A 13133-nucleotide genomic window follows, 5' to 3' on the forward strand; every position below is an offset into this window, starting at 1 on the left:
AGTACCCTCCCCTCGGTAATATTATTTAGCCTGGAATGTTAGCAACCATGCGTAGTGATGATGTTAACTCTTCCATTTGTAGCCAAGGGCGTAGGTATGCCACCGCAGAGTAGCAACCTGGACGACCAGCTTGCTCTTCAACGCTAACCTTAGCTTCAACAAGAGGGTGTGTTGATTTAGCTTCGTTACCGATCGCATTTGGGTTCACGTATTGGTGAATCCAATCGCTTAGCTCTTTCTCAACGTTGGCAGGATCTAGGTTTGAACCCACACGATCACGTCCCATTACTTTCAAGTATTGCGCGATACGGCTACTTGCCATTGTGTAAGGCAAGCGCGCTGAAATAGCAGCATTTGAAGTTGCATCAGGATCAGTGTAAGTCTTTGGTTTATGAGTGGTTTGTGCACCCATGAACACGGCGTAGTTGGTGTTTTTGTAGTGAACTAGAGGTAGGAAACCAAGATCACTTAGCTCTTTTTCACGCTCGTCAGTCAGGTTTACTTCTGACGGACATTGCTGAACAAGATCACCTGCTGGCGTGTAGTAAGTAAAGTTAGATAGATTCTCAACTTTACCGCCATTGTCTGCACCACGGATAGCCGTACACCAACCAAATTGCGTGTAAGCTTGTGTTAGAAGTAGGCCGTATTCGTACGCAGCATTACTCCATACGAAATCATCTTGTGATTCTGGCACTGCGTTACCGTTGGCATCTTGTGAAAGCTCTTCAAACTCAAAAGAACTTACTTTTACCGTTGCTTGACCGTAAGGCAGGCGCGCAATTGTTTTTGGTAGCGTTAGCGCAACATAACGAGAGTCATCACTTGCACGGAACGCATTCCAGCTTGCGTATGCTGGTGAATCAAAGCCAGCGGCAACAGGTTTACCTTCTGAGAAGGTTTCGAAAGAATCGAAATCAAACATGCTAGCGTTTGCTGCGGCAACAAATGGAGAATGCGATGCAGCAGCGACTTCGCCCATGTAGCGAAGTAGAGCAACATCTTCGTCGCCGTATCCAAACTCATAATCACCAATAAGTGCACCGTAAGGCTGGCCACCCGCAGTACCAAATTCTTCTTGGTAAACCATAGTGAAGAAGCGGCTACGATCGATCGCTGGCGCATCTTCAAACTGCTCTAGTAGCTCATCTTTGGTGTAATCAGCCAATTTGATCTTAAGATCTGGGCCCAGTTCGCTATTTTTAACCAGCTTTTGAAGCCCTAACCAAGTACCTTCTAATTTCTGGAAGTCTTGATTTTTCATCACCGTAGAAAGTTGCTCTGAGATTTTCACATCCAGTGCTGAAATCGCTTTCTCGATAGTTAAAGTCAGGTTTTTATCCCAAGTCACAGTGCCTTCTAGCACTTGAGATGTCAGCACGGATAGCAACTCTTTCGTTGTATCTGCTGGTGTTTGCGTCGTAGCTGAAATCGCACGATCGAGGAAATTCAGTTCGCCTTCTGCGGCTTCTGCTTGTGGTGCTGCTTGTTGTTCAGTCGTCATTATTCTTCCTCCCCACCTTTCACACCCAGCTCTTCAGCTAAGTGTTGGATCGCATCTGTGCTTTGCAGTACTTCTTTTAGTAAACGCTCTAGATCGCGAGAACGGTCTGCTTTGCTTAATAGCACTTTAAGTTGATTACGTGTTTCAACTAACTGCTTGAGAGGATCGATTTGCTCAACCAGATTTTCTGGATGGAAATCTTTCATTGATTGCAATGAGATATTGACTTCAAATTGGCTGTCGTCGTTCGCCAATTTGTTATCTACTTTGTAAGACAGGCGTGGGTTAATTTGGCCCATCACAGTGTCGAAGTTATCTTTATCAACACCCGTAAATTCACGTTCTTCTAGGTCTACTTTTTCACTTTCTGGTTTATGGCCAGAAAAATCACCAATAACACCTACAACAAAAGGTAATTCTTTTGTTTCTGTTGCACCGTTAGTTTCGACATCGTAAGTGATACTTACACGGTTTTTACTTACACGCTTATGTTGCGAGTTGAGAGCCATACTTCCCTACCTATAAATATTGGAAAATAATCAAAGAAACTAATGCGCCACACAACGGCAGCGCATTAAATTAGATTATTTAGCGCCAGACAGAAGCTTGCCTTGCGGTACGTGGTAAGAAACAAGACCACCATCTACCATCTTACCGCCATCAGCTTCATGCTTGTGCTTCTGATCAAGCTGAATGTAAGAAAGAGCAATGCTTTCAAATGGTTGAGAACCATCGCTGCCGCTTACGTTGTAAGAAACTAGACGGGCTTTTTTCAGACCAACTTGGAAGTAGATCTCTGCGCCAGAACCGTCACGTGCAGGTTTAGTAAATACGATGTCTACATCTTTACCTTCAGCACCAGGGCTAAATAGGAAAGACAGTAGATCTTCAGATGCACCATCAACTTCTTTAGTGATGTTTACTTCGCTCATTGCAACCATGCCTGAATCAGCATTGTTACCGTTACCGATGTCCATCGCTACTTGACGTACTGCACCCCAGCTGTATGAGTTCAATGCGAACCAACCGTCTTTTGGTAGACCTTCAACAGTTGCACCGCCTTCAACTTTAACGCCCTCTACGCGCATATAGATGCTCGCCATAATATTTCCTCTTTTTTTATGTTTACATTACAAGTCGATTACCAGAGTGAATCACTGTTGGATGTAACGACCTGTTCCTCTTGTTGTTCTTGGGCTGGCTCTTCCTGCACAACAGGTGTGCTTGGTTCAGCAGCAGATACAGTAGTTGCTACTGAAGGTTGAACCGTTTGTCGCTCAGGTAAATGTGTTTGGCCGTCTTCGTCCAAACCAGATAAATTAAACACGCGATTAATCGTGTCTTGTTGATCAGAAAGCAATTCAGTCATCAACTCAGGCAATGATAAGTACCCCCAACGAATTGCTTTCTCTAATAGGTAAGAAACAGGACTGTGCGGTTCTGTCTTCATGAAAAACTCAGCAAGCTCACGCATTTGGTGAAAAGCTTGATCGCGATTTTGAACTTGCATCTCAGCAATCGACGTGAACGACACCGGTGTAATCGTATTTGGAGCAGCCTCAGTTACAGTCTCTGGATTCATCGAGATCACAGCTCCGCCCCTCACACTCTTGGCTTCTTCTGATAACTTAGTTTCTGCAGGTGCAGGTTCGATAGGTGCTGTACTTTCAGCTTGTGATTCAGGCTTAATGCCGGCGATATATTCAATGACTTGGAGTAATTTCGTTAATAAGCCGAGAACAAATTGGAAGCTAGGTTGTGGCAGCAAAAACGCTTGGCAATGCTGCTTAATGCCAGCATCAATGCTAGACAAATTGGTTCGTAAGCTCTCCAAGTTTTTAGCCAATGCTGTCACTTCTGCGCGATGGCTCATCGCGATGGTTTGATAGGTTTGGCGTACTTCCGCAAGGTTTCCTTTGCGTTCTTCACTCAAATAACGCGAATAATTTAAATCACCAATCAGCGGTAGCAAGAGCAATGGCGAATACAGTAAAGAACTATCCTCAGACTCACCTACTAATTGCACAAAGGCTTTTAACTTAAACTCTGTAATTTCTTTTTGCTTAGCAAAATCATCTTCAGCTCTAATTTTTTCGGCTGGTAATATAGGCTGAATAGACAGCCAGTGCTCTTCAACAAGAGAACTAAACCATAAACTAAAGTGACTTGATGTATTTAAACTTGGGTCAATAACAATTTGAGCTGCAAGCATCCAAGCAGCTAGCTCAACATCCCTAGAGGATGATTCAAAAACGTCAAACAAGCTATTTGCTAATGCTGACCAGTTTTGAACATTGCTCTCATGAAGAGCATCAATTTCGTTTGGATCTGGATTTTGAACGAGCTGGCGCTGCGATGTTTGAGCTAAGTTAAATTCATTCCTTAATGGACGAAAGACTTTCCTATCAGATTTTAAGTAAATACCACAAAAGTGGTCATCGCTAATAGCGTTAGAAAGCGATCGAATTTTATCTTCAGTAAATCGCATAATATCCCTTTATTTATTATTGTTTTTGGAATTCTTTTTTACACACATTTATCTTTCGGAAAAACATCCAAAGATACCGTTCTCAAACAAGGAGGAATTATTAAAACCATCAATCTTACAATCAAATAAAATGCTATTTATTTATATTCTGATTTATATCTTTTTTTGAAATAGATAGAAACAAAATTCTACTGGTACAATCAGAGTCTTAACGGATGATAACAATGAGAGGCCATTCAAAAAAGAAACAAAACATATTAATATCAACCACTTAAAACAAGGGGCAATGAAAAACCCGCACTCAATAAATTTGAAATTTATTATAATTGGCATATAAAATACTTATTTAAGTTAACTAAACAAGCATGAATCGCTTTATTTTTCACCAACACCGACAATAAGCAACCTGTATCATTAAATTCTAATAATTTTAAGAAATATAAGCTTTTAATGGTTATTTTATAAATCCAAGATAATTTAAGTTTAGTTAGCTGCAAATAATACAAGCAGCACAACCCATCCTTTATGGCGCCCCTCATTCACCGCGTACGATCAATTTGATTGAAAGAGTTCAGCTTTGAGATTAATATAAATTTTCTGCAATCACGACAAGAACAAGATTATCACCATCATATAATCTCGCTATGTTAATCAGCCTTGCTAAATATACTGATTAACAATCAATTTAGAATAAAAGCTCTAAAATATAGATATGAGACCTTTAAATGACATCGGTAGAATATAATGTAAAGCAACGACCTATACTGGCTAAAGTAGATGGTAAAGGATCTTATATTGTCACAACATTTAACGTTGTCGAGCAGATATCTGACTCATCGAACTATAGTGCTACGTTAGTTACTGCAGAGCATATTTCTGAAATGGCGCTAGGCAAAGTTCTCTATGTTTGTTATTCAGCAGGCGTTGAGGGGCACAGAAAAGAGTCAAAACATTTCTATTCAATTATCTCGTCTATCGAAAATGTTAAGTTTGATATAAGCACTCAACTCTACACATATAAAATAGAAGGCATAGATCCGTTCTCTATTCTTAAATACCGCACTTCAAGTCAAGTTTTCCAAGACATGACGTCGAAGCAGATCATCGAAAAGACACTCTCTAATTCAGGCCTTAAAACATATTTCAGTCTATCAACGCGCAGTGCCGGTATAAAACACAGTTATTGTGTTCAATTTAATGAGACTGACTATGCTTTCTTAAGGCGTATGATGGCGAGCGAAGGTTGGCATTACCATGTCGATCACACCAGCAATAAGCCTTCCATTATCGTTGGTGATAGCAACCAAGACTTCAAAACAATTGAAGGTAGCCATATTGCATTTATTACCAAGGCAAAAGATAAACAAAATGCGATTACCAAATGGAGTATGAAAAACGCATTGGGCTCAAGCCAAATATCGCTGGCTGATTATAATCACGAAACGGCTGAATTACTTGACAGTGGTGAACGATCCTCAAGCAACAAAACAAAAGTCAAAGCGCTTGCCCATCACTTTTTTGGCCAAGGTCACGCAGATAAATCGGTATTACGCGATACAGCGAAAAAGCAGATGGAACGTTTTGACAGTCAAAAAATACAGGTCAATGCGGCATGTTCCAACATTGCGATTAACTGTGGGCAGCGCTTTAAACTAACCGACCATACTGAGTCTGACTTTAACCAAGAGTACCTCGTTACACATGTTACGCATCGCCTGAGTGCACAAGAAGGCGGTAACCAAGTTGAATACCAAAATGAATTTCAATGTGTTCCCACTAACATTGCTTGGCGCCCGAAGTACCAAGCCAAGCCACCAATACATAGCATTCAGAGTGCAACAGTTTGTGGTCCCAATAATGAAGAAACAAACCAAGACAACCTAGGCCGGATAAAAGTGCATTTCCATTGGGATAAAAATGGGGAGCCTAACGAAAAAAGTTCTTGTTGGGTCCCTGTGGCTCAAGCCGCGGCAAGTAATGGTTTTGGTATGCAATTTATTCCCCGAATCGGTGACGAAGTCTTGGTAAGCTTTATCGATGGTGACCCTGATCGCCCAGTGGTAAGTGGTTCGATATACACTAAAAAGAATAAACCGCCCTACAGTGCATCCACACAATCTGGGATAAAAACACGCACTACGCCTAATGGCAATAACAGCACAGCCAATGAACTGCGATTTGAAGATAAAAAAGACAAAGAAGAAATCTTTATTCAGGCGGAAAAAGACTTAACGGTTAATGTTAAAAAAGACAAGAAACAAACGATCACAGGCTTGTGTACCTTGGATGTCACCAAAACATTAGGGATCAAAAGCAAAGAAGCAATGTCGCTTGAAACAGAAGATACGTTTACAACTAAAGCTGCCAAAGACATTGGTTTATCTTCTGACGCTAGCATAACAGCGAAAGCCAGTAAAAATGCGGAAATAAATGCTAGCTCAAAAGTCTCGATTGATGGGCAAACAATCGAACTCAAAGGCAAAACAAAAATCAAACTCAGTGTAGGTGCGAATGCTATCGAAATCAGTGCTAGTGGCATCAAAATATCTGGTACCCAAGTGACGGTCGATGCAAAAGGTAACGCCAATATTCAAGGCACCATGGTGAAAGTTGAAGGAAAAGCGAAAGCTGATATTAAAGGGGCACTTGTTGGCATCAATGGTAGTGCTATGACACAAGTAAAAGCTGGCGGTATGGTACAAATCCAAGGCGCAATCGCGAAGGTAAACTAATGCAATATTTAAAAATTCCCCACCGCAATGCTAGCGATATTTTAGGTTTGTACGAGGCGAGTGCCGAAATGCTTGAGATTGCTCAACAACACCCTTCACCCGCAGCACTCATTACCGCGGCACTTGAGGCAGAACTGTTTTCAGATGTTGCCATTTTTATTGCGCATGCCCTCCCCGTTCGTGAAGCGATTTGGTGGGCATGTTGCTGCACCAGCTTTCGCACTGATTGGAACGAAGATGAGTCTAATGCAATACGCGCAGCTAAAGCGTGGGTTCACACACCTGATGAAACGGCGCGTCGCTTTGCTGAACAAATGGCAGAAAAAGCCGATCTACAAACTGGGGCCGGCTGGGCGGCACAAGCCGCATTTTGGAGTAGCGGTAGCATGACGGGCCCGGATGATCCTATTGTACCGCCACCAGCAAATTTATATTCCCATGCAGTCGCAGGTGCTGTTAATTTATCTGCCGCTCTACCAGATGGTGAAGACGCGACTGAACGGTATGATGCCTTTTTTAAGATGGGGTTAGACATAGCCCAAGGTGGCAATGGCCACTTAGCCCCAAGCGCTTAGCTATTAAATAGAGGATTTACCTATGCTTCCTGCAGCTCGCGCCACCGACATGCATGTATGCCCAATGCAAACACCGGCATTGGTGCCAATCCCACATGTTGGCGGGCCACTACTCCCCCTTCCTACTACTGTGCTTATTGGCAATATGCCAGCAGCAACACTAGGGCAAATGTGTATCTGTGTCGGCCCACCAGACAGCGTAGTAAAAGGCAGCGCGACGGTATTGATCAACAACAAACCCGCAGCGCGTATGGGTGATACCACAGCTCATGGCGGTACTATTATCATGGGTATGCCAACAGTATTAGTGGGTGGGTAATTTTAAGAGTAAACACATTTCAGGACGGGACAGAGCTTACGAGTTCCTAGTCGAGGCATGAAGCGTCTTAGTTCCAGTACCATTCCTCTCACAGGAGCAAGCTCAGCCTGACGAGTTGCCTCACGCTTTTCTCTCTGATAGACACATTGACGAGATATATCGAGCAATGAGCAAGCTTTACTTAAGCTTACTTTCCTCTCTTTTTGAAGGCTTCTTGCTCCTTCGCTATATACTTTTTTCTTAGCGACATCCCATGCTCAGCGTCAAGAATATCGACAACTCTGTTGAGAAGAAGACATCTAAGGCGTTCATCTTCGAGCTCTTGTTCAAGTCGTTTTATTTTCTGGGCCGGCGTTTCATTCGCTCTTGGTGACTTTGGCATCGTGTTCTTCCTTGGACAGGTAGTCCAATCCAATTTTCCATGCTTTCTTAACCAAGTAAGAACGGTCGAACGACCTTGTATGCCGTAAATTGATTGGGCTTGTTTATAGGTCATGTCGCCTTTTTCGATGGCGTCTACAACCTGTAATTTAAAGCCTAGTGTGTAATCACGCTGAGTGCGCTTAACGTAGTGTTTATTTGGAATGGTCATCATTAGTCCTCAATGTGTAAACACATTTCAGGACGGGACAGACCAACAAATCAAAAAGCCTCACTGAATATCAATGAGGCTTTTTCTTTATTGCTTGTGTCTAATTTATATTGTCGCGGTGTCGAAAGATCTATTAGCGATTGTTAGTTAACCACTAATTCAGCGTCATGCACTTCATCTTCAGCAGACATCATGCGTGTCAGCATTGGTGACGCAATTGCCATAACAACCGCTACGCCAAGCGTAACAAGGCCGATATTTTGGAAAACTTCCGTATACAATGGCAACGTTTGTAGTGGATCGGTCACATTCTCCGGCGCAGCACTAAAGGTTGCTACGTAGCCACCAATAATGAATGAAGCAGCCTGTGTTAGGAACCATGCACCCATGGTAAAGCCCATCAAGCGTTGTGGAACTAAACTCGCAACCATCGCAAGACCAAGACCACTGATTAATAGCTCACCCAAGCTTTGGAATAGGTAAACCAATACCATCCAACCTACAGAAACCATACCCGTTTGGTCTGCAAACCAAAGGCCAGCGGCAGCAACAGACAAGAAGCCAAACGCACACATAAACATACCTACGGTAAATTTACCTGGCATAGATAAATCACGGCCGCGGCTTCCGTAGTAAGTGTATAAGTAAGCAAGAATTGGGCTACAAAGTACAACCCAGAATGGGTTCAGAGCTTGTAGACTTACAGGGTTAATGTTGAAACCAAAGAACTCAGTACGTACGTTATAGATAGCAAAGAAGTTCAAAGACGTTGGCATTTGTGCATAAAGAACGTAGAACACTATCGCTTGTAGCATCAGTACAAATGCAACAATCATCTTCTTACGCGCAGCACCTGTCGCTTTAAAGGTTTCTTTCATAAAGATGGTTACAACACCTACACCAATCAGACCTAGCACTAGGTTTGCCATGAAAATATTTTGCAGTAACCAAGCACAAATAAAGATTGAAACAAGCGTACCTGCTGCAACCATACCTAAATGCTTAACATTCATAGGAGCTGAATCAGGTTCAGAACCAATGCCATTCACTGTTTTGCGAAGAACAACATAGCTCATCAAACTTGCGATTAAACCAAAGCCACAAATAACAAATGCTGTTGCGTAGCCATAGCTTGCTGCAATGACTGGGCTTAAAGACAATGAAACCAATGAGCCAATGTTAATCGACATGTAGTACAGCGTGAAAGCACCATCTAAACGGCTATCGCCTTCTTCATAACATTTTGCAAGTAAACTTGATGGGTTTGCTTTAAATAAGCCGTTACCCACAGCAATAGCACCCAGTGCATAGAAGATAAATGAAGGCTCTAGAATTGAAAAGCCCATTAAGAAATAACCTGCAGCAAGCACTATCGCACCAAATACCATAGTACGTTTTGTGCCTAATACGTGGTCACCAACATAGCCACCTACAGATACTAAACCATATACAAGTGCAGCGAATGCACCAAAAGTAACGAATGAATCTTGCTGTGAGAAACCTAATTGCTCAACGAAATATACAGCAAGAATACCTTGCAAACCGTAATAACCAAAACGCTCCCATAACTCGATAAAAAATATCATCTTAAATGGCTTTGGTTGGTCGAAAATACTAACTTTAGTAGACATTACAGCCTTAACCTCTAGTCTATTATGATTTGAGCGAGCATTAGACCTGCATATTAAAAGTAATAAAGTGATTCATGTTGATGTTTCAAATTGTTACCAGTGATCACGATCACATCAATACAAATAAGATTGCATAGTGATAAAAAAGTAAACAGCTTTCAGACGCACAAAAAACACTAATTAAATCAATGTAATGAAAATCATAAGTTTAACTAATGCGTATACTCTCCCGTTAAATACCACATCACCACTCATGATTTTCACTCCTAAACCTGAGGATTAAGCAAGATTTACTGCTGTAACAAACACAACCTTAAGATATAGTGACCTTTGGATTAAATTGCAGGAAGCAGCAAGGGGATATATGCAAGCAAGAGGCATGAAACGTAGAGAACAACTTAAAGCGGCCACTCGTGAATTGCTTATTGAAATGGACATTTCAGAAGTAACTTTTGCCGATATTGCACAACGCGCGAATGTGCCAAAAAGCTCGGCCTATCATTTTTACGCCAATATTGATGCTATCTACGCTGAAGTTGCCGTAGACTACAGTGCAGAACTACTCAGTATTTTGTCTGTATTACCGGATTATGATGATATTGCGCAGTGGCAGGATATTGTCGATATTCTTATCGAGCGTTCGATTGTTTTTTATGAACATGAAAAGGCAGCAAGGCAACTGATCATCTCAGGCAAAACCTCCCCTGCGATAAAGCAAAAAGACCGTAGTAACGATCTGATTCTTTCCGCCAAGATTTATCACATTCTAGACAGCTTCTTCGAACTTCCGCAAATTAACAATCACTCCGATATTTTCCATATCTGGGTTGAAATTGTAGACGTGATATTTACTCTATCTCAAATGAAGTACGGCTTTATTACCACCAGCATGGCAAACGAAGCAAAGCGAGCAGCGAAAGCCTACCTAGGTACGTACCTCACCACCCCACTGATAAAAAAGCCAAAACCATTGTTAACGCCAGTGTTAAATGAAATAACAAGCTAAGTCGCATAGCATGCATATCAGCTCGTCGTATCACGGCATTTCACACTAGACGCCTTAAAGCAAACGCTCATCGGATATACAATAGGCGTCTAGTCTTAACATGCTTAGACTGCCTCTAGGTTTCTACTGGCAGCATGACCTGAATCCAAAGCATTACCGCAAGGCAGACACTCATCCGATTTACGGCTCGTCGTGTTTAAATCATCATCACATTGATAATAACGGCACGGACCGTACCCCATATCATGCAAGCATACTTTTGAGGGTTTATTTTTCTTTGCTTTGTATAAAGCATTATCGGCCAGAGAGATAACACTATCCAACTCCCCCTGCACCTCAGCAAAGCCGACACTTACAGTGTAACTTGCTTTTTTTCCATTAAAATGAACCTGTGACTGGCTTAATGCTCGCCGCAATGCTTGTAATTTACTGTCCGCAGCAATACGCGATTCAGCCATAAACATAATTGAAAACTCATCACCACCATAACGGGCAATAATTGCCTGATCCGGCATAACCTCTTTTAACTTTTCTGCGACGGATAAAATAACTTGATCACCAAATAAGTGCCCCAAGCCATCATTAATCATTTTAAAATCATCAATATCTAACATCGCCAAATAATAACCAGTTTGATTTTTCATTAGCACTTGCTGAATATGAGAGCGTAAATAGTTTTTATTCATCAAATTAGTCATTTGATCTTTATTTTTAATTCGCTGCCTCAGTAGCACATGATTTAATGCGCCCTGGGCATAAATGCGGTAAATGTTAACAAACCAAGGTAGTACTACAGGTGTACGCAATAAATACACTATGCCTTGTAACTGCTCATTAATGATGAGAGGTACTCGAAATACTGCACGCGTTGGCGATATATGCCGTGCAATGAGGTCATTTCTATTCGAAACAGAAACACGCATACTTTGACGTTTATCTAGAGTAAGGAATCGCTCAACAGTTTCCTGAGAAAAAGTATACCTTTTGTGCACATCTACATATTCATGGTGATCTTCATTGTAGGTAAACAAAATAACACTTTCACAAGGGACAAGATCTTTAATCATGGCATTTAACCTTTGATCTAATGCCACCAACCCATCAACTTCTGTTAATAATCGACCATTATTGTGTACACGTTTAGAGATTAAGTTAATAAGCACCATAATACCGATAACACAAAACAATGTAATGCTAACTGCGCCTAAGTTAAACGCTTGTGAAGTAATATCTTGCGTAATAGTACCCGATAATAAAATCCAACCAAATGCATTATCTGCGTCGTAAACACTAAATTTCCACCGCATCTTGTACATATAGCCATCTATCGCCCCTTGTGTTTCTCCCTCCTGAATACTCTGAAGCAGTTCAGGTTCGACGCTAACGGATAAGCTGCCAATACGAGAATGGTCTGGATGCATAATAATTTGACGGCTATTCACATCAACAACATATACATAGCCATTTTTCATAGTCTTAAGCAATGCTAATTGTTTATATAATTCAGTAACATCTGTTTCTAATAATATATAAGCCAGTTGCTTATTTGCCATCTCTATAACTTTAACAACCGTTACACTCCATTTATCCGTTGTACGGCTCATATAAATAGGTGATATATAACTTTCACCTACTTTACTATTTGGATTATACCAAGGGCGATTTTCCATTTTACTTGCAACATTATGCACTTCAATGCCATGAGTGCCGTAATAACTTCCTTGCGAATACAGCCCGACTTCGGATAGCTTTTTTTGATTCGCTATAAGCGCATCACCCATAGCAATATATTCATCAATTACAACATCACGAACTAATATTTGACCTAATAAATACAAGTGATTTTCAACTGAATTAAAGTGAATTTTCAAATATTCATTAGCGACTGAGACATTATCTTTTGCTTGTTGATAGGCCGCTGCTCGGCTCACTTTAAGATCAGAATATCCGACATAAGACAACGATAAGAACACGACAACAATCAGTGGAATGATAGTTTGTATTAAATGCTTCGGTTTTATATCCATCAATAAAAACTCTTGGCGGTCATATTAACCACCTATTTTGAAAGGTAAATACGGATCACCCCTCAATTGTATATCACCCTACTTAATAGCATACTGTTGAATATTAACTTTGTTGACACAGAGCACATTATAGACAGCATAAAGCAACATGCTGTCAAACCAAGTTCAATACTTATAACGGATTTAATGCACATATTTATCACATCGTTTCGTTTTACCTGCACTTTTCTGCGACAATTTATGTGTCGATGTCCCTTTT

The 13133-nt window shown here is 41.1% G+C and carries 10 protein-coding genes and 1 pseudogene; 4 read left to right on the plus strand and 7 right to left on the minus strand.

What is annotated here, in order from left to right; all coding sequences use genetic code 11:
• Positions 1–25 precede the first annotated feature (25 nt).
• The 4 genes from tssC to OCU77_RS09525 all read right to left on the minus strand — a co-directional run bounded on the left by tssC (position 26) and on the right by OCU77_RS09525 (position 3992).
• On the minus strand, positions 26–1504 hold the full coding sequence (tssC, locus tag OCU77_RS09510; RefSeq protein WP_048898454.1) for a type VI secretion system contractile sheath large subunit: 1479 nt from the start codon (positions 1502–1504) through the stop codon (positions 26–28).
• Positions 1504–2013: a type VI secretion system contractile sheath small subunit gene (gene tssB / locus OCU77_RS09515; RefSeq protein ID WP_048898455.1), complete on the minus strand. Its 510-nt coding sequence runs from the start codon at positions 2011–2013 to the stop codon at positions 1504–1506. The genes tssC and tssB overlap by 1 nt, the downstream gene beginning before the upstream one ends.
• 75 nt (positions 2014–2088) lie before the next feature.
• The gene (locus OCU77_RS09520) at positions 2089–2607 is read right to left on the minus strand and encodes an Hcp family type VI secretion system effector (RefSeq protein ID WP_048898456.1); all 519 of its coding nucleotides are present in this window, start codon (positions 2605–2607) and stop codon (positions 2089–2091) included.
• A gap of 38 nt (positions 2608–2645) precedes the next feature.
• The gene (locus OCU77_RS09525) at positions 2646–3992 is read right to left on the minus strand and encodes a type VI secretion system protein TssA (protein WP_048898457.1); all 1347 of its coding nucleotides are present in this window, start codon (positions 3990–3992) and stop codon (positions 2646–2648) included.
• A gap of 725 nt (positions 3993–4717) precedes the next feature.
• Here OCU77_RS09525 and OCU77_RS09530 point away from each other — a divergent pair.
• Genes OCU77_RS09530 through OCU77_RS09540 form a run of 3 tightly spaced genes read left to right on the plus strand, consistent with a single transcriptional unit; the run spans position 4718 to position 7618 of the window.
• Positions 4718–6724: a type VI secretion system Vgr family protein gene (locus tag OCU77_RS09530; protein ID WP_107303189.1), complete on the plus strand. Its 2007-nt coding sequence runs from the start codon at positions 4718–4720 to the stop codon at positions 6722–6724.
• Positions 6724–7299, plus strand: a complete 576-nt coding sequence (locus tag OCU77_RS09535; RefSeq protein ID WP_048898461.1) for a DUF6931 family protein — start codon at positions 6724–6726, stop codon at positions 7297–7299. Before OCU77_RS09530 ends, OCU77_RS09535 begins: the two co-directional genes overlap by 1 nt.
• A gap of 22 nt (positions 7300–7321) precedes the next feature.
• Positions 7322–7618 carry a PAAR domain-containing protein gene (locus tag OCU77_RS09540; protein WP_048898462.1) on the plus strand — a complete coding sequence of 99 codons (297 nt, stop codon included), beginning with the start codon at positions 7322–7324 and terminating at the stop codon, positions 7616–7618.
• Positions 7619–7635: 17 nt separating this feature from the next.
• On the opposite strand, the pseudogene OCU77_RS09545 reads toward OCU77_RS09540, so the two are convergent.
• Positions 7636–8210: pseudogene (locus OCU77_RS09545) on the minus strand (IS3 family transposase); the annotation flags it as partial.
• A gap of 143 nt (positions 8211–8353) precedes the next feature.
• Complete coding sequence (locus tag OCU77_RS09550; RefSeq protein ID WP_107302460.1) at positions 8354–9841, minus strand: oligopeptide:H+ symporter; 1488 nt, start codon at positions 9839–9841, stop codon at positions 8354–8356.
• Positions 9842–10220: 379 nt separating this feature from the next.
• On the opposite strand from OCU77_RS09550, the gene OCU77_RS09555 reads away from it, so the two are divergent.
• Entirely contained in the window at positions 10221–10847 is a 627-nt protein-coding gene (locus OCU77_RS09555; RefSeq protein WP_160314709.1) for a TetR/AcrR family transcriptional regulator, read from the plus strand.
• Between the two features lie 104 nt (positions 10848–10951).
• On the opposite strand, the gene OCU77_RS09560 is transcribed toward OCU77_RS09555, so the two are convergent.
• Positions 10952–12874, minus strand: coding sequence for a sensor domain-containing diguanylate cyclase (locus tag OCU77_RS09560; RefSeq protein ID WP_048898600.1), 1923 nt, complete (start codon positions 12872–12874; stop codon positions 10952–10954).
• Positions 12875–13133: the final 259 nt, after the last annotated feature.

The sequence above is a fragment of the Photobacterium swingsii genome (genome assembly GCF_024346715.1).
Taxonomy (GTDB): domain Bacteria; phylum Pseudomonadota; class Gammaproteobacteria; order Enterobacterales; family Vibrionaceae; genus Photobacterium; species Photobacterium swingsii.

What these genes read in the sequence shown, in the direction of transcription:
- tssC (WP_048898454.1), bottom strand. Translation starts at nt 1,504, where the DNA reads ATGACGACTGAACAACAAGCAGCACCACAAGCAGAAGCCGCAGAAGGC.
- tssB (WP_048898455.1), bottom strand. Translation starts at nt 2,013, where the DNA reads ATGGCTCTCAACTCGCAACATAAGCGTGTAAGTAAAAACCGTGTAAGT.
- OCU77_RS09520 (WP_048898456.1), bottom strand. Translation starts at nt 2,607, where the DNA reads ATGGCGAGCATCTATATGCGCGTAGAGGGCGTTAAAGTTGAAGGCGGT.
- OCU77_RS09525 (WP_048898457.1), bottom strand. Translation starts at nt 3,992, where the DNA reads ATGCGATTTACTGAAGATAAAATTCGATCGCTTTCTAACGCTATTAGC.
- OCU77_RS09530 (WP_107303189.1), top strand. Translation starts at nt 4,718, where the DNA reads ATGACATCGGTAGAATATAATGTAAAGCAACGACCTATACTGGCTAAA.
- OCU77_RS09535 (WP_048898461.1), top strand. Translation starts at nt 6,724, where the DNA reads ATGCAATATTTAAAAATTCCCCACCGCAATGCTAGCGATATTTTAGGT.
- OCU77_RS09540 (WP_048898462.1), top strand. Translation starts at nt 7,322, where the DNA reads ATGCTTCCTGCAGCTCGCGCCACCGACATGCATGTATGCCCAATGCAA.
- OCU77_RS09550 (WP_107302460.1), bottom strand. Translation starts at nt 9,841, where the DNA reads ATGTCTACTAAAGTTAGTATTTTCGACCAACCAAAGCCATTTAAGATG.
- OCU77_RS09555 (WP_160314709.1), top strand. Translation starts at nt 10,221, where the DNA reads ATGAAACGTAGAGAACAACTTAAAGCGGCCACTCGTGAATTGCTTATT.
- OCU77_RS09560 (WP_048898600.1), bottom strand. Translation starts at nt 12,874, where the DNA reads ATGGATATAAAACCGAAGCATTTAATACAAACTATCATTCCACTGATT.